Origin of the sequence: Sphingomonas melonis DAPP-PG 224 (assembly GCF_000379045.1) — a bacterium.
GTDB lineage: Bacteria > Pseudomonadota > Alphaproteobacteria > Sphingomonadales > Sphingomonadaceae > Sphingomonas > Sphingomonas aquatilis.
Genome location: NZ_KB900605.1, coordinates 1,304,581 through 1,320,493, shown reverse-complemented (window position 1 = coordinate 1,320,493; position 15,913 = coordinate 1,304,581). Strand labels below are relative to the sequence as shown.

Below are 15,913 nucleotides of genomic sequence, written 5' to 3'. Positions count from 1 at the left end.
ATCCCGGCTCAAGGCCGGGATGACGGTCAGGTGGTCGTATCGCACCGACCCCGATTCAGTCGCGACCGAAGCCACCCAGATTCCTCACGCCGATACCATCGCGAGAAAAGAATACCCCCGAAGTCCTCCCCCGCCAGGGGGAGGTGGCACCGCGCAGCGGTGACGGAGGGGGAGGTAAGCAACGCCCTCACGTCGGAACACCATCTCAGCGCCTTACAGACCAGCGGCGATAACCCACCGCACCCCCCGTCACCCCGGACTTGATCCGGGGTCCCGCTTCTCCCCCGCAGCAGAAGAAGAAGCGGGATCCCGGCTCAAGGCCGGGATGACGGAAAGAGGCAACAAGCGCGCCCCAGCCCCCCGCCAGCCACCGCAACATCACTTTCCAATCCGGAAAATTACCACTTGCCGAATCGGACAGTCGCTGCCACTCTCTTTCCAACTTGGAAAGGGAACGTCATGGACCATAACAGCGCGAACGCCGCAGAGGCGCTAGCCTTCATCGAACAGTCGCGCCTGCGCCTCGCCGCGGCATCGGACGTGCCGCCGATCCGCCATGCCGCCTTCGCCGCGCTGATGGGCGGGATGGTCGCGAGCACCGCCGTGCCGTTCCCGCTCCGCTTCGCGATGATCGCCGGCCTGTTCGCCGCCATCGCCTGGATCGTCCGCTGGGACCGGCGGCGGATGGGCATGTTCATCAACGGCTATCGCGCGGGCAAGACGCGGCGGGTCACCGCGGTGATGCTGCTCGTCATCCTGCCGATCCACATGCTCGGCGTCTGGCTCGCGGCCGATCGGGGCGTGACCTGGGCCCCGCTCCCCCTCGCACTCGTCGCCGCCGCCATCGCTTATGCCGGCAGCCTGTGGTGGTGCCGCGTCTTCCGCCGCGAACTGCTCGGCAGCCTCGCATGAGCGGCTTCGATCCGGTCATCCACCCACCCGCCCGCCTGCAGATCATGGCGGTGCTGACGGAGGTGCAGGATGCCGAATTCGCCCTGCTGCGCACGACCACGCAGGTCAGCGATTCGGTGCTGTCGAAACATCTGTCGGCGCTAGTCGACGCGGGCTACGTCAGCCTGCGCAAGGCGAGCAGCGACGGCCGCTCGCGCACCTGGGCCGCCGCCACACGCGCCGGGCGCAAGGCCTTCGCCGCGCATGTCGCCGCGCTCACCACGCTCGCCCGCCTGACCGAACGCCTCGCCGCCGAGTAGCCTCTTGCGCCCCGGCGCCTGATCGCCACAATACACCGCGAACGAGCCGGGGAGTGGGCATGCGCGGACAGGTGTTGGGTGTGGATACGCGGAGCGGCGAAGGGCTGGTCGCGGGCGACGACGGCAAGCGCTATCGCTTCACCCCCGAAGACTGGGCACAGCGCGGCGAGCCCAAGATCGGCGTGAAGGTCGATTTCGAAGCAGAGGGCGACCGCGCGCTCAGCGTCTTCCCGATGCCCGCCGAAGCGGGCAGCCGCCACGTCCTGGCACCCCCGCCGCCCCGCGCACCGGTGAACGATCGCAACAAATATGTCGCCGCGATCCTCGCCTTCCTGCTCGGCACGCTCGGCATCCATCGCTTCTACACGGGGCGGACGGGATCGGGGATCGTGATGCTGGTCCTCAGCATCACCGTCATCGGCCTGCTCGTCACCGCACCCTGGGCGTTCGTCGACATGATCCGCTATCTGATCATGTCCGACGACGAATTCGCCGCCCGTTACGAACGCAAGCGCTAGCGAAACAGCGCGCCGATCGCCTGGATCACCGTCGCGCCGCCGATCGGCGCGACCAACAGCAGCAGCACGTTGACGCCGATGATCGCCGCCAGCGCATTCTGCTGGCGCGGCGTCAGCTGCGGCCGCGGATCGGGCCGCTTGGGCGGCTGCCACGGCGGTGGCGGCGGCACATCGCGAAAGTCGACGAACATGGCGCCACGACGAGCAGGCGCAGCGCTGGTTCCGGCGGCAAACAGAAACCCCGCAGGCCCTAGCCGCCCCCTCGACGCCATCAGGCGAAAAGCGGGCGGACGGGCTGATGGGTTACAGGGCGGAAATGATCACCCCGACCACCAGCGCCTGGGCCGCGATCGCCAGCACCGAGCTGGCCGCGGTTTCGAACATGCACATGGAAGGTCTCCGTGCCGGCGGAATGGCCGGCACCCGCGATATGTAGATCGTTACACGATCGCGCAATATTGTTGCTTGCAATGACGGATGCGTTTCACGCAACTGTAACAATCCTACGACGCTGTGACGGTGATCGTCGAGAAAGCCGCGCTTTCCGCCGGTGGAGCACGCGCCACCTTGCCAACGCCAACGCCAGCGGCTGAGATCGGCCTTTCCCTTGTCGGAGGTGTCGATGTCCCGCCCGCTCATGCTCGCCCTTGCGCTCGTCGCTACCCTGCCGGCGGTTGCCGATGCCCGCGTCGCCGCGCCGCGCGTCGCCATCGCAACGTTCAACCAGCTGCCGCAGCCGCTGCCCCTGCCCTATGACGGCGCCGCCGACGCCAAGGCGCAGGTCGCCGCCGCCAAGGCGCGTGCGCTGAAGGGCCACAAGAAGCTGCTGATCGACATGGGCGGCAATTGGTGCCTCGACTGCCGCCTGCTCGCCGGCGTCATGGAGCTGACCGCGATGCGCGGCTTCATGGCGAAGCATTATGAGGTCGTGACGGTGGACATCGGCCGCTTCGACAAGAACCTCGACATCCCCGCGAGCTACGGCATCAAGGGGCGCCTCGCCGGCGTACCCGCGCTGCTGATCGTCGACCCAAAGACCAACCGCGTCGTCAACGCCGGCCGCGAAACCGCGCTCGCCGACGCCCGCTCGCTCTCCCCGCAAGGCCTCGCCGACTGGCTGGCGCAATGGGCGTAACCCAATTCCTCCCCCGCCAGGGGGAGGTGGCAGCGCACTAGCGCTGACGGAGGGGGAGGACAGGGTGCCCTCCATGTCGAAGCGCCTCGCTGACCGCCCCCTCCACCACTCGGCTGACGCCGAACGGTCCCCCTCCCCCTGGCGGGGGAGGACTGGGGATCACCCAAACACCCGCGCGAAAATCGTGTCGACGTGCTTCAGGTGATAGCCCAGGTCGAACTTGTCCTCGATCTCCGCCGGCGACAGCGCCGCCGTCACCTCGGCATCGCCCTTCAGCAGCTCGAGCAGCGACAGCTGCCCGTCCGATTCCCACACCTTCATCGCGTTGCGCTGCACCAGGCGGTAGGCGTCCTCGCGGCTCACCCCCGCCTGCGTCAGCGCGAGCAGCACGCGCTGCGAATGGACCAGCCCGCCCATCTTGTTGAGGTTCTTGTCCATCCGCTCCGGATAGACGAGCAGCTTCTCGATCACGCCCGTCAGCCGCGCCAGCGCGAAATCGAGCGTGATCGTCGCATCCGGCCCGATATACCGCTCGACCGACGAGTGGCTGATGTCCCGCTCATGCCACAGCGCGACATTCTCCAGCGCCGGCGTCACATAGCCACGCACCATGCGGGCGAGGCCGGTCAGGTTCTCGGTCAGTACCGGGTTGCGCTTGTGCGGCATCGCCGACGAGCCCTTCTGGCCGGGCGAGAAATATTCCTCCGCCTCCAGCACCTCGGTGCGCTGCAGGTGGCGCACCTCGGTCGCCAGCCGCTCGATCGAGCTGGCGATCACGCCCAGCGTGGCGAAGAACATCGCATGCCGGTCGCGCGGGATGACCTGCGTCGAGACGGGCTCGACCGACAGGCCCAGCTTGGCAGCGACATGCTCTTCGACCGACGGATCGATGTTGGCGAAGGTGCCGACCGCGCCGCTGATCGCGCAGGTCGCGATATCGGCGCGCGCCGCGATCAGCCGCGTGCGGCAGCGGTCGAATTCGGCATAGGCCTGCGCCAGCTTCAGCCCGAACGTCACCGGCTCGGCATGGATGCCGTGGCTGCGGCCGATCGTCGGCGTCATCTTATGCTCGATCGCGCGAGTCTTGAGCACGCCCAGCAACTTGTCGAGATCGGCGATCAGGATGTCCGCCGCCTGCGCCAGCTGCACCGCCAGCGCGGTGTCGAGCACGTCGGACGAGGTCATGCCCTGGTGCATGAAGCGCGCCTGATCACCGACATTGTCCGCGACCCAGGTCAGGAAGGCGATGACGTCGTGCTTGGTCACCGCCTCGATCGCGTCGATCGCCGCGACGTCGATCGCGGGGTTGGTGTTCCACCACGTCCACAGCGCCGCGGCGGCATCCTTGGGCACCACGCCCAGCTCGGCGAGCGCGTCGGTGGCGTGCGCCTCGATCTCGAACCAGATGCGGAACCGGTTCTCGGGCGTCCAGATCGCGGTCATTTCGGGGCGGGAATAGCGGGGGACCATGGTGTTCCTTCGTCCTGACGGCTGCACGGTTCGTCGTGGCCACATCGGCCGCGACTCGCGGATTTCCGCGGGTTCCTAGCAGCGGGGGTCGTAAGCCGTAAACCCGTCAGGCTTGCGTTCAGATCATAATTCCCCATTTTGAGACGACGCGGCGCACGGTGAAGTGATGCGCGCCGCTCGGTTTGAATAACGATGGGAGACCAGCAATGCTGAAATATGCTCTTCTCGCCGGAGTGATGACGATTGCTTCGCCGGCACTGGCGCAGCAAACGACCAATACTGCGCCGACCCAAGCCACGACGCAGAACGCACCACAAACTCAGGCCCCCGCCGGATCGCCGGCAACCGACGCCCAGCCCGCAGCCACGCCGATGGATTCGGCAACGGCAGCAGCAGCGCCCGCCGACGCGACGCAGACCGCGGCAGCGCAGCCGGCCACCACGCAGCCGGCGACCGGCGCGGATCAGGTGGCGAGCGTCGTCGAAACCGAGTTCCCGACCTATGACGCGAACAAGGACGGCAAGCTCGAAAAGGCCGAATTCGCCAGCTGGATGGTCAAGCTGAAGCAGGCGAGCGACCCCAAGGCGACCGCCACCGACGCCAAGACCAAGTCCTGGGTCAATTCGGCCTTCGCGCAGGCGGACAAGGACAAGAGCAAGTCGGTGTCCAAGCCCGAACTGATCGGCTTCCTGAGCCAGGGTCAGTCCTGATCCTGACCGGTCGATGAGAGGGGCCGCCGGAGCGATCCGGCGGCTCTTTTCGTATGAGCCCCCCGTGGAGGGCGAGAGCCTCCGCCCTCCCACTCCGTCATTCCCGCGAAGGCGGGAATCCAGACACGCTACCGTCGCCCCTCCAGCCGCAAGGCCAGAGGTTATGGATTCCCGCCTCCGCGGGAATGACGAATGGCAAGGGCGGTGCGCGAGAGAGCGCGCACTGAAACTGCCATAAGGATCGCCCACCCACCCCCGTCACCCCGGACTCGTTCCGGGGTCCACCGGGCCGCAAGGGGGTGGCAAGAGGCTCGAACGCCCCCCCCTCGCCGCAGAGTGGACCCCGGACCAAGTCCGGGGTGACGGACGGAAGGCGGCACCCACGCCCCACCCCAACCACTGGCACACCCCCACCCCGCCCCCTATCTCCGCCGACAATGCCGCACTCCACCCGTCCGCTCACCGACGGCGAACGCACCCTCGCCGCATCGGTCTTCCACGACACGATCGACTATGACCGGGTGACGTTATCCCGCAGCAAATGGGCCTTCTTCCAGCCACGCGACACGGTGATGGCGCCACGCGGCTGCATCCATTTCCACCCCAAGGGCCAGGGCTGGCGCGACGACTTCGCCGCCGCCGCACTGACCGACCAGGGGCTCTTCATCCATGAGATGGTGCATATCTGGCAGCACCAGCGGGGCATCTGCCTGCCGCTCGCCCGCCACCCCTTCTGCCGCTACGATTATGCGTTGAAGCCCGGCCAGCCGCTCCACCGCTACGGCATCGAACAGCAGGGCGAGATCGTCCGCCACGCCTTCCTGCTCCGCCACGGCGCCCGCATCCCCGGCGCGCCGCCCCTCGCCCAATACGAAACGCTGCTACCGTTCGGCTAAGTTCCCCGTCACCCCGGCCGAAGAGCCGGGGTCCCGCGTCTCCTCAACGTCCCAAAAAAGCGGCCCCCCAGCTCGTCGGCCGGGATGACGATCACAACGCGCCGAGGTCGATCGCCCCATGCCGATCGAGCCACGCCGGCGCCTCCGGCATCGGATATTTCAGCCCGGTCGCGCAGTTGAACAGCACGACGCGCTCGTCCTCGTCCACCTCGCCATCGCGCAGCGCCTGGCGATACGCCGCTAGCGTCGCGCCACCTTCGGGACACAGCAGTAACCCGTCCTTCTTCGCGCAATCGTCCACCGCCGCCAGGATCGCGGGGTCGCCGACGCCCACCGCCTTGCCGCCGCTCTCGCGCACCGCGCGCAGGATCAGGAAGTCGCCGACCGCGCGCGGCACGCGGATGCCCGCGGCGACGGTATGCGCGTCCTCCCATCGCTCGGCATGCTGCTCGCCCGCCTCGAACGCGCGCACGATCGGTGCGCAGCCCGACGCCTGCACCGCATACATGCGCGGCCGCTTGGGCCCGATCCAGCCCAGCCGCTCCAACTCGTCGAACGCCTTCCACATGCCAATCAGCCCGGTGCCGCCGCCGGTGGGATAGAAGATCGCATCGGGCAGTTCCCAGCCCATCTGCGCGGCCAGCTCCAGCCCCATCGTCTTCTTGCCCTCGATGCGATAGGGCTCCTTCAGCGTCGAGAAATCGAACCAGCGCCCCTCGGCGGCGCCCTTCCCCACGATCGCGCCGCAATCGTCGATCAGCCCGTTGACGCGATAGACGCGCGCGCCCTGCATCGCGATCTCGCGGACGTTCACCTCGGGCGTATCCTCGGGGCAGAAGACGATCGTCTCGATCCCCACCCGGCTGGCATAGGCCGCCAGCGCCGCGCCGGCATTGCCGTTGGTCGGCATCGCGATCCGCGTAACGCCCAGCTCCTTCGCCATCGCGACCGCCATCACCAGCCCGCGCGCCTTGAAGCTGCCCGTCGGCAACCGCCCCTCATCCTTGACGAGGACGTTGCCGCCGCCACCGCTCTTCACCAGCGGGATCAGCGGCGTCTCGATCTCGCCCAGGCTGACGACGTTCTCCGTGCGCCGGACGGGCAACAGCTCGCGCCACCGCCACAGATCGGTCGGCCGCGCCGCCAGCGCGTCCTTCGCCAACGCAGTCCGCACGCCATCGAGATCGTAGCGCACCAGCAACGGTCGTCCGGCGCGCGACAGGCCATGCAGCTGGTCCGCCTCGTAGCGCTCGCCGGTCAGCGAACATTCCAGGTGGGTGACGAACGTCTGGCGATCGGCGGTGAGATTGGAGTTCATGCCAATCTCTTAACCCGACCTAGTCGCCAAACTCCAGTGCCGCCGCGGCGCCGCCCGACTGGTCGAGCGGGCGGTTCGGTTCGACCGGGCAAGGCTCGCCACCCGGCTCGCCGCGCCGCCGCGGCGTGTGTCGCCGGCGGCGCGATGCCCATGATCGTGCGAACGTATCCAGCGCCTCGGCCAGCGACAGTTCGACGGGCCGGCCACTGGGCGGATCATGGCGCGGCCTCATCGGATCAATCCGGCTTCTTCGCCACGCCGACCAGCGCCGGGCGGAGCAGGCGGTCCTTGATCATATAGCCCGCCTGCATTTCCTGCACGATCGTGCCCGGCGCGGCGTCGCTCGGCACTTCCATCATCGCCTGGTGCTTGTTGGGATCGAGCGTCGCGCCCATCGCCTCGACCTTCACGATGCCGTTGCGCGCGAACACGCTGTCGAGTTCGCGGCCGGTGGCTTCCAGCCCGGTGACGAGGCCCTTCAGCTTCTCGTCCGCCCGCAGCTCGGCCGGAATTGCCGACAGCCCGCGCGCCAGATTGTCCGCCACCGACAGGATGTCGCGCGCGAACGACGTGGTCGAATAGGCGCGCGCATCGGCGATTTCCTTCTCGGCGCGACGGCGCACGTTCTGGATTTCGGCCTGCGCATACAGCACCTGCTGCTTCGCATCGGCCAGCTGGTTCTCCAGCTCGGCCACGCGGTCATGCTCCGCCACTTCGGGCGCCGCCGCCGCCGTATCCTGGCGCAGCGCCTCGGCGTCGGTCTTCGTCTCTTCGGTCATGTACATCCCTGTTTGTCGTCGTCAGCCCATCAAACGGGCAAGCGTTGCCGCCGTGAAATCCACCATGGGCACGACGCGCGCATAGTTCAACCGCGTGGGGCCGATCACGCCGACCACGCCGACCACCCGCCCGCCGGGTCCGCGGAACGGCCGCGCGATGACGGAGCTGCCCGACAGCGCGAACAATTTGTTCTCCGCGCCGATGAAGATGCGCGTCGCATCGCCCGCGCGCGCGCTGTCGAGCAGCTGCGCGATCTCCTGCTTGCCCTCCAGATCGTCGAGCAGGTCGCGCAGCCGTTCCAGGTCGGCGGCGGCGGCCGCGTCGATCAGCCGCCCCTGCCCGCGCACGATCAGCACCGGGCGGCGCGCATCGTCCTCGCTCCACACCACCAGCCCCGCCTCGACCAGCGCGCGCGCGGCACCGTCCAGCGCATGGCGGTCCGCCGCCAGCTGCCGCTCGATCCGCGCGCGCGCCTCGCCCAGCGTCAGCCCGGCGAGCGTCGCGGTCATGTAATTGCCCGCCTCGATCAGCGCGGACGGCGTCATCCCCGCGGGCAGTGCAATGACGCGATTCTCGACGCTGCCGTCCTCGCTGACGAGCACCGCCATCGCCTGCGTCGGCGACAGGCCGATGAAACCGATCGAGCGCAGCGGCACCTCGCGCTTGGGCACCATCACCAGGCCGGCACAGGCCGACAGGCCGGACAGCGCCGCCGTCGTCGCCGCCAGCGCTTCCTCGACCGGGCCATGATGCCCGGCACGCGCCTCGATCGCAGCCCGCTCCTCCGCACTCGGCTCCAGCGCTTGCATCATCCCGTCGACGAACAATCGCAGGCCGCGCTCGGTCGGGATGCGCCCCGCGCTGGTGTGCGGGCTGGCGAGCAGGCCCAGCTCCTCCAGCTCCTGCATCACGCCGCGGATCGACGCGGGCGACAGATTGAGCCCCGAGGCCGCGGCGATCGTCTTCGACCCCACCGGCATGCCGCTCTCGACATAACCATCGACGACGGCACGAAAGATATCGCGCGCGCGGTCGGTCAATTCGGTGACGGGCGGAGCCATGGGTGCAATCTAGGGCACTTTGCCGGGCGGGCAACCGCTTGCCCCTCCCCTCTTCGTCACCCCGGCCTTGAGCCGGGGTCCCGCTTTTTCCCTTCGTCCACGATAAAGCGGGACCCCGGATCACCTCCGGGGTGACGAAGGAAAAGGCACCAATAGCAACACCGCTGGCATCCCCCCGCCGTCCGGTCTATCGCCACGCCACATCCCAAGGAGACCTCCATGCGCCCCAGCGGCCGCGCGCCAGACCAGATGCGCGACATCACAATCACCCCGAACTTCACCCGCCACGCCGAAGGATCGGTGCTGGTCGCGTTCGGCGATACCAAGGTACTCGTCACCGCCAGCGTCGAAGAGCGCGTGCCGCCGTTCCTCCGCGGCAAAGGCGAAGGCTGGGTGACGGCCGAATATGGCATGCTCCCGCGCGCCACCCACACCCGCGGCAACCGCGAAGCCGCCAAGGGCAAGCAGTCGGGCCGCACTCAGGAAATCCAGCGCCTGATCGGTCGCAGCTTGCGCTCGGTGGTCGACATGAAGCTGCTCGGCGAACGCCAGATCACGCTCGACTGCGACGTGCTCCAGGCCGACGGCGGCACCCGCACCGCGGCGATCTCGGGCGCCTGGGTTGCGCTGCGCCTCGCGGTCAACACTTTGCTCGCCAGCGGCAAGCTGACGGCGGACCCGATTCTGCAGAAGGTCGCCGCGGTCAGCTGCGGCATCCATCAGGGCACGCCCGTCCTCGACCTCGACTATCTCGAGGACTCCGCGGCGGATGCGGACGGCAATTTCGTGCTGCTCGAAAACGGCAACATCGCCGAAGCGCAGGCGACTGCGGAACACGCGACCTATGACGAAGAGTCGCTGCTCCGCCTGCTCCGCCTCGCCCGCATCGGCTGCGCCGAGATCTTCGCCGCCCAAGACCGGGCCGTGAAGTGAGCGGCGAGGGCGACATCCCGCAGGCGATCCGCAAGCTGCGCCCCGGACAGCTGGTCATCGCCAGCCACAATCCCGGCAAGGTGCGCGAGATCGCCGAGCTGCTCGGCCCCTATGGCGTCGAGCCGATCTCGGCGGGCGAACTCGACCTGCCCGAACCCGAAGAGACGGGCACCACCTTCGTCGCCAATGCCGAGCTGAAGGCACGGATCGCCGCCGACCTCAGCGGCCTGCCCGCGCTCGCCGACGACAGCGGCCTGTGCGTCGATGCGCTGGGCGGCGATCCCGGCATCTTCTCGGCGCGCTGGGCCGGCGAATCGAAGGACTTCGACCTCGCGATGCGGCTGGTCGAGGACCGCCTGAACGAAGAGCCCGACATGGCGCGCTCGGCGCATTTCGTCTGCGCGCTCGCGCTCGCCTGGCCCGACGGCCATGTCGAATGGTTCGAAGGCCGCGTCGACGGCACGCTCGTCTGGCCGCCGCGCGGCGGCAACGGCTTCGGCTACGACGCGATGTTCCTGCCCGACAATGGCAGCGAGACGTTCGGCGAGATGGACGCGGCCGCCAAGCACGCGATCAGCCACCGCGCCGACGCCTTCCGCCAGCTCGTCGCCGCTGTGTTCTGAGGCACGGGTGGGGAGCGCACTCTCTCCACCCACACTTCGTCACCCCGGACTTGGGTTCCCATCAAAGTATTACTTTGATGGGTTCCCTGCTCCGGGGTCCACCGGGCCGCAGGGGAGTGGCCGGAGCCTCCAGCCTCCCCCCTCGCCGCAGAGTGGACCCCGGACCAAGTCCGGGGTGACGAAGTGGAGCAGGCAAGGCCACCCCACCCCATGACGCCCCACCCAGACCCCACCCTCGTCCGCGGCTGGCTCGCCGCCCGCTCCCTCGCCCGCGGCCTCCCCGCCCCCGTCGCAGACCACGGCGGCTGGCGCGTCGACACCGCCACCGAGCCCGAACGCCAGCGCTACGTCTTCGCCACAGCCGGCCCCGGCCTCGCCCATCTCGCTGCGACGATCACCGAACCCGCCATCTTCCTCAAACTCTGCGCCGACGCCGCCACGTTCCGCGCGCTGCTGCCGCCGCGCTGGACGATCACCGACGCCAACCGCATGATGGTGACCGACGGCCCGCCGCCGCCGCGCCGCCCGCTGCCTGCCGGCTACATCGCCACCACCACGCACACTGCGGGCGTCGCGCATGTCGCGATCACCGGCCCGGCCGGCGACCTCGCCGCCAGCGGCTATGCCGCCGAACTGGACGACGTCTTCGTCTACGACCGCATCGTCACCGCCGAAGCCCACCGCCGCCGCGGTCTCGGCCACGCGCTGATGACGACACTCGCCACCACCCGCCGCTCCCCCCGCGCGCAACAGATCCTCACCGCCACCGACATGGGCGCGGCGCTCTACGCGAGCCTCGGCTGGCGCGAATATTGCCCGTACACGAGCGCCGCGATCGTTTGAGTTCACGCGAAGACGCGAAGGCGCCAAGATGGCTCGAGCGCGGCAGCGCTCCCGCCCTGCCTGTCGCTTTCGATGAGAAGCCGCTGTCGCGGCGAGCAATCACATCTTTGCGTCTTCGCGTCTTCGCGCGATGATATCAGAACGCCACCTGCCCGAACACATTCCCCGGCGGCGCATAGCGGCACACCAGATAGTCGTCGCTCCGATTGCTCGCGATCGCGCACCCGACCGCGGTCGATCCCCGCCACACCATCTGCGTATAATGCCCCACGTCCTGCCACCGCCCGGTCCGGCTGAAGTTCGGCGTCGGCAGGTTCACGAAGTCGCGCTTCTCCGCGATCCAATGCCCCGCCATCTCGTCAAAGCGATACGCCCCCCGCGTGCCGGTCCACAGATTTTCGCCCTGCCGCCCCGGCCCCATCGGCTGCGCGGCATGTTCGAACCGCCCGGTCCGCGCCATCTCCTCGGCATAGCCGCGCGCCGAGCTGGCAAGCGTATCGCTCCACACCAACGGCGCCACGCCCACCTCGCCCCGCGCGCGATTGTGCGCGGCGAGCATCACCGACTTCAGCAACACCGACCCGCGCGGCGCGGCGGAGGCGCTCACCCGCGGCTCGATCACCCGCTCCGGCCCCTCGGGCGCCTGCGCACAGGCCAGTAACAAGAGCGGCAGCGCAAGCGCGCGGTAGCGTTTCGCGATCATCGCCGCCATATCGGCACCATCATGACCCCCGACAAGACGCCGGCAGCCCGGCCCCTGGCGCTCTACGTCCACTGGCCGTTCTGCGTCTCCAAATGCCCCTATTGCGACTTCAACAGTCACGTCCGCGAGAGCGTCGACCAACAGGCGTGGCGCGACGCGCTGCTCGCCGACCTCGCACACGAAGCCGCCGCCTTGCCCGGCCGCACGCTCGGATCGATCTTCTTCGGCGGCGGGACGCCGTCGCTGATGCCACCTTCGACCGTCGCGGCGATCCTCGACGCCGCGCAGACGCATTGGACGCCCGCCCCCGACATCGAGATCACGCTGGAGGCGAACCCCTCGTCGGTCGAGGCCGCGCGCTTCGCCGATCTCGCCGCCGCCGGCATCAACCGCGTCTCGCTCGGACTGCAGTCGCTCGACGATACCGCGCTCGCCTTTCTCGGCCGCGCGCACAGCGTCGCCGAAAGCCTGCGCGCGCTCGACACCGCGCAGGCGCATTTCGGCCGCGTCAGCGTCGACCTGATCTACGCTTTGCCCGACCAGAGCCTCGCCGCGTGGGAACACGAACTCACCCGCGCGCTCGGCTTCGGCACCGAACATCTGTCGCTCTACCAATTGACGATCGAACCCGGCACGCGCTTCGCCACCGAAGCCGCGCAGGGCCGCCTGACGATCCCCGACGGCGACACGGCCGCCGATTTGTTCGAGATGACTCGCGCGATGACCGCCGCCGCGGGCCTGCCCGCCTACGAAACCTCGAACCACGCGCGTCTCGGCGCGGAGAGCCGCCACAACCTCACCTATTGGCGCTACGGCGATTATGCCGGCGTCGGCCCCGGCGCGCACGGGCGCCGCGACGGCCTCGCCACGCAGCGCCGCCGCAAGCCCGAAAACTGGCTATCCGCCGTCGCGCGCAACGGCCACGGCCTCGAGGTGGAAGATCCGCTCGCCCCCCACGACCGCGCCAGCGAAGCGCTCGTCATGGGCCTGCGCCTGCGCGAAGGCGTCGACCTGGACCATGTCGCCGCCCTGGCCGGCGGCACCGCCCCGATCGACTGGCCCGCGGTCGAGCGCCTGTCACACCAGGGCATGATCGCCCACGAAGACCACCGCCTCCGCGTCACCGAAGCCGGCGCACTCCTCCTCGATTCGATCCTGCCGCTGGTCGTCGCCGACGCCTAATCCAGTCCTCCCCCGCCAGGGGGAGGTGGCGCGGCGAAGCCGTGACGGAGGGGCAGGACACGGAGCGGGCGTTTCCTATCCGCCCCCTCCGTCAGCCTGACGGCTGCCACCTCCCCCTGGCGGGGGAGGACTGGAGTCACGCGGAGACGCGGACGTGTAGCGCTTGCTGCCGCAGGCCATCTCTCTTCCCATCCTCGCCGCCTTTCGCGACCGAGCTTTAGAAAGCCGGCTTCGCCGCGGGCGCGACACCTCCGCGTCTCCGCGTCTCCGCGTGAACCAAACTCTTCTTAGCGTCTTCGCGACTTCGCGCGAAAACCCCTTACTTCCCAAACCCCGAAGGCGCCGGCGACACCGTCACCAGCCCGCCCGCCTGAATTTCCTGCACCTCCAGCGCCCGCTCCGCCACGCCGTCGCGACCGAAGCGGAACGCGCCGTCGATGCCCGCAAAGCCGTCGCCATCGCGCAGCTTGCTTTCGGGGAACGCACGCCCCACCGGCCAGTCGCGCGCGATCCGCACCGTCAGCAGCACCGCGTCATAGCCCAGGCTCGACAGCCGGTACGGTCCGGCGTTGTATCGCGCGCGATACTTGGCCGCATATTGCCGGTACAGCGTGTTGGACACGCTCGCGAACCACGCCCCGCTGAGCGCCGGCTTGGCCGCCAACCCGTTCTCCGAATTCCACAATTCAGTGCCCAGGATGCGCGTCGACGCGCCGCTGCCGCGCTTGATCAGCGGCGCTGCCACCGCCGCGGTCGTGCCCGCATCGGCGACCAGCACCGCGTCATACGGCGCCTTGGCATTCAGCCGCGTCACCGCGCCCGTCACGCCGCCCGCGGTCCGGCCATAGGTCTGCAGCGACACCACCGATCCGCCCGCGCCCTCCACCGATCGCAGGAACGCGGTCGACGCGCGCTCGCCGTACAGGCCGTTGGGGATCAGGCCGGCAAAGGTCGAAACCCCGCGGCTGCGCGCATATTGCACGACGCGGTCGATCGACTGGCCGGGCACATAGCCCATCAGATACACGCCATTGCCCGCCACCGACACGTCGTTGGAAAAGCTCAGCACGGGCACGCCCGCCGCCTTGGCGATCGGCGCGACGGCGCGCACGTCGTCGGCCAGCAGCGGCCCCAGGATCAGCTGGGCGCCCTCGGCGATCGCACGCTGGGCCGCGGCCCCCGCGCCGGTCGCGGTATCGTAATTGGTGATACGCACCTTGTCGGTGCCGGTGTCGAGCACCGCCAGCATCGTCGCATTGGCGATCGATCGGCCGACGCCCGAATTGGCGCCCGACAGCGGCACCAGCAGCGCCACGCGGTTGCGCTGCGTGTCGCGCGGCAGCCCGGCCTCGATCGGCGCGTCGGGCCGCTGCGCCTGCGGGCGGCCCGGCCGCGTCGGCGCCTCCACCGGTCCGCGCGGCACCACGGTGGAACAGGCCGCGAGCAGCCCCGCCCCCAGGATCGCCAGACAGCGCTTGATGCCGCCGCCCTTCGCAGGCTGTCCAACCGCGCTCGCCTCTGTCATGACGTTCCCCGTGACCATCGTCGAAAATCCCCTACAGCCCGGTCTTTATATCGTTGCGACCCCGATCGGCAATCTTGCTGACCTATCGCCCCGCGCCGCCGACATCCTGTCGCGCGCCGACGTCGTAGCGGTCGAGGACAGCCGAGTCACCGCCGGCCTGCTCCGCCATATCGGTGCAAAGCGCCCGATGGTTCCCTATCACGACCATAATGCCGAGGGCGTCCGCCCCGGCCTGATCGCGCGCATGGGCACCGAAGCGATCGCACTCGTCTCCGACGCGGGCACGCCGTTGATCTCCGATCCCGGCTACAAGCTCGTCCGCGATGCCCGCGCCGCCGGCCATACGGTGGTGACCATCCCCGGCCCCTGCGCCGCGATCGCCGCGCTGACGCTGGCGGGCCTGCCGACCGATCGCTTCCTGTTCGCCGGCTTCCTGCCGAGCAAGGCCAAGGCCCGCGCCGACGCCATCGCCGAAATCGCCCCGATCCGCGCGACGCTCGTCCTCTACGAATCCGGCCCGCGCCTCTCCGCCTGCCTCACCGCCCTGGCAGACGGCCTCGGCGACCGCGAGGCCGCCGTGACGCGCGAGATCACCAAACGCTTCGAGGAAGCGGTAACGGGCACGCTGTCGACCCTCGCCACCCGCTACGCCGATGCACCGCCCAAGGGCGAGATCGCCATCGTCATCGCCCCGCCCGGCGAAGCCCCGCCCGCCGCGATCGAAGACGCCGACGCTGCTCTGGCCGACGCCCTCACCCGCCTACCGGTCGCCAAAGCCGCCGGCGAAGTCGCCAAGGCCTTCGGCCTGGACCGCAAAGAACTGTACGCGCGCGCGCTGGCGATGAAGGGGGAAGGTTAGACTTCAGAACGGCCGAAGGCGCGCCGGCAAATCGCATGCCTCACTGACCAGCACGTCGTTCGCCCATCCCTGCGGCGATCAACAGCAGGGCACCACCCGCTACGCCCAAGCCCCACGCCACCCAATGCATCCGATCCGAATGCCGG

20 protein-coding genes are annotated in these 15,913 nt (G+C 69.1%); 11 read left to right on the top strand and 9 right to left on the bottom strand.

The genetic code is table 11. The features are described from left to right. The first annotated feature begins 459 nt into the window (after positions 1-459). Genes SPHME3_RS0106610 through SPHME3_RS0106600 form a run of 3 tightly spaced genes read left to right on the top strand, consistent with a single transcriptional unit; the run spans position 460 to position 1,729 of the window. A complete protein-coding gene (locus SPHME3_RS0106610) occupies positions 460-912 on the top strand; it encodes a hypothetical protein (protein ID WP_017980010.1) in 453 nt (150 codons plus the stop codon). Next, the gene (locus tag SPHME3_RS0106605) at positions 909-1,211 is read left to right on the top strand and encodes a transcriptional regulator (RefSeq protein ID WP_017980011.1); all 303 of its coding nucleotides are present in this window, start codon (positions 909-911) and stop codon (positions 1,209-1,211) included. Before SPHME3_RS0106610 ends, SPHME3_RS0106605 begins: the two co-directional genes overlap by 4 nt. 59 nt (positions 1,212-1,270) lie before the next feature. After that, entirely contained in the window at positions 1,271-1,729 is a 459-nt protein-coding gene (locus SPHME3_RS0106600; protein ID WP_018250630.1) for a TM2 domain-containing protein, read from the top strand. Here SPHME3_RS0106600 and SPHME3_RS0106595 read toward each other — a convergent pair. Further along, complete coding sequence (locus SPHME3_RS0106595; RefSeq protein ID WP_017980013.1) at positions 1,726-1,920, bottom strand: hypothetical protein; 195 nt, start codon at positions 1,918-1,920, stop codon at positions 1,726-1,728. The genes SPHME3_RS0106600 and SPHME3_RS0106595 overlap by 4 nt on opposite strands. Before the next feature lie 112 nt (positions 1,921-2,032). Continuing rightward, on the bottom strand, positions 2,033-2,368 hold the full coding sequence (locus tag SPHME3_RS21010) for a hypothetical protein (RefSeq protein ID WP_145957880.1): 336 nt from the start codon (positions 2,366-2,368) through the stop codon (positions 2,033-2,035). Between SPHME3_RS21010 and SPHME3_RS0106585 the strand changes: the two genes are divergently transcribed. Further along, entirely contained in the window at positions 2,352-2,864 is a 513-nt protein-coding gene (locus tag SPHME3_RS0106585) for a thioredoxin family protein (protein WP_024310356.1), read from the top strand. The two genes, SPHME3_RS21010 and SPHME3_RS0106585, sit on opposite strands and share 17 nt — an antisense overlap. 159 nt (positions 2,865-3,023) lie before the next feature. Here SPHME3_RS0106585 and purB read toward each other — a convergent pair whose 3' ends face one another. Beyond that, on the bottom strand, positions 3,024-4,334 hold the full coding sequence (gene purB, locus SPHME3_RS0106580) for an adenylosuccinate lyase (protein ID WP_020486604.1): 1,311 nt from the start codon (positions 4,332-4,334) through the stop codon (positions 3,024-3,026). Between the two features lie 206 nt (positions 4,335-4,540). Between purB and SPHME3_RS0106575 the strand changes: the two genes are divergently transcribed. Continuing rightward, complete coding sequence (locus SPHME3_RS0106575) at positions 4,541-5,044, top strand: hypothetical protein (protein WP_018250629.1); 504 nt, start codon at positions 4,541-4,543, stop codon at positions 5,042-5,044. Between the two features lie 437 nt (positions 5,045-5,481). Continuing rightward, on the top strand, positions 5,482-5,940 hold the full coding sequence (locus SPHME3_RS0106570) for a hypothetical protein (protein ID WP_017980017.1): 459 nt from the start codon (positions 5,482-5,484) through the stop codon (positions 5,938-5,940). A 91-nt stretch (positions 5,941-6,031) separates the two neighbouring features. On the opposite strand, the gene SPHME3_RS0106565 is transcribed toward SPHME3_RS0106570, so the two are convergent. From SPHME3_RS0106565 to hrcA, 4 genes are read right to left on the bottom strand one after another with little or no spacing between them, the layout of a single operon-like run. Beyond that, complete coding sequence (locus tag SPHME3_RS0106565; protein ID WP_018250628.1) at positions 6,032-7,258, bottom strand: threonine synthase; 1,227 nt, start codon at positions 7,256-7,258, stop codon at positions 6,032-6,034. Positions 7,259-7,277: 19 nt separating this feature from the next. Then, positions 7,278-7,490 carry a hypothetical protein gene (locus SPHME3_RS0106560; RefSeq protein WP_017980019.1) on the bottom strand — a complete coding sequence of 71 codons (213 nt, stop codon included), beginning with the start codon at positions 7,488-7,490 and terminating at the stop codon, positions 7,278-7,280. Positions 7,491-7,494: 4 nt separating this feature from the next. After that, on the bottom strand, positions 7,495-8,043 hold the full coding sequence (gene grpE / locus SPHME3_RS0106555) for a nucleotide exchange factor GrpE (protein WP_017980020.1): 549 nt from the start codon (positions 8,041-8,043) through the stop codon (positions 7,495-7,497). A 15-nt stretch (positions 8,044-8,058) separates the two neighbouring features. Then, entirely contained in the window at positions 8,059-9,099 is a 1,041-nt protein-coding gene (hrcA, locus tag SPHME3_RS0106550; protein ID WP_017980021.1) for a heat-inducible transcriptional repressor HrcA, read from the bottom strand. Between the two features lie 219 nt (positions 9,100-9,318). On the opposite strand from hrcA, the gene rph reads away from it, so the two are divergent. The 3 genes from rph (at position 9,319) to SPHME3_RS0106535 (ending at position 11,498) form a co-directional block, all read left to right on the top strand. Then, complete coding sequence (rph, locus tag SPHME3_RS0106545; protein WP_017980022.1) at positions 9,319-10,032, top strand: ribonuclease PH; 714 nt, start codon at positions 9,319-9,321, stop codon at positions 10,030-10,032. Continuing rightward, entirely contained in the window at positions 10,029-10,655 is a 627-nt protein-coding gene (gene rdgB / locus SPHME3_RS0106540; RefSeq protein WP_017980023.1) for an RdgB/HAM1 family non-canonical purine NTP pyrophosphatase, read from the top strand. The genes rph and rdgB overlap by 4 nt, the downstream gene beginning before the upstream one ends. A gap of 210 nt (positions 10,656-10,865) precedes the next feature. Further along, a complete protein-coding gene (locus tag SPHME3_RS0106535; protein ID WP_017980024.1) occupies positions 10,866-11,498 on the top strand; it encodes a GNAT family N-acetyltransferase in 633 nt (210 codons plus the stop codon). Between the two features lie 136 nt (positions 11,499-11,634). On the opposite strand, the gene SPHME3_RS0106530 is transcribed toward SPHME3_RS0106535, so the two are convergent. Further along, on the bottom strand, positions 11,635-12,210 hold the full coding sequence (locus SPHME3_RS0106530; protein ID WP_017980025.1) for a CAP domain-containing protein: 576 nt from the start codon (positions 12,208-12,210) through the stop codon (positions 11,635-11,637). Between the two features lie 12 nt (positions 12,211-12,222). On the opposite strand from SPHME3_RS0106530, the gene hemW reads away from it, so the two are divergent. Next, complete coding sequence (hemW, locus tag SPHME3_RS0106525) at positions 12,223-13,383, top strand: radical SAM family heme chaperone HemW (RefSeq protein ID WP_018250626.1); 1,161 nt, start codon at positions 12,223-12,225, stop codon at positions 13,381-13,383. A gap of 319 nt (positions 13,384-13,702) precedes the next feature. Here hemW and SPHME3_RS0106520 read toward each other — a convergent pair whose 3' ends face one another. Then, complete coding sequence (locus tag SPHME3_RS0106520) at positions 13,703-14,908, bottom strand: penicillin-binding protein activator (RefSeq protein WP_017980027.1); 1,206 nt, start codon at positions 14,906-14,908, stop codon at positions 13,703-13,705. On the opposite strand from SPHME3_RS0106520, the gene rsmI reads away from it, so the two are divergent. Beyond that, the gene (rsmI, locus tag SPHME3_RS0106515) at positions 14,907-15,767 is read left to right on the top strand and encodes a 16S rRNA (cytidine(1402)-2'-O)-methyltransferase (RefSeq protein WP_017980028.1); all 861 of its coding nucleotides are present in this window, start codon (positions 14,907-14,909) and stop codon (positions 15,765-15,767) included. The genes SPHME3_RS0106520 and rsmI overlap by 2 nt on opposite strands. Positions 15,768-15,913: the final 146 nt, after the last annotated feature.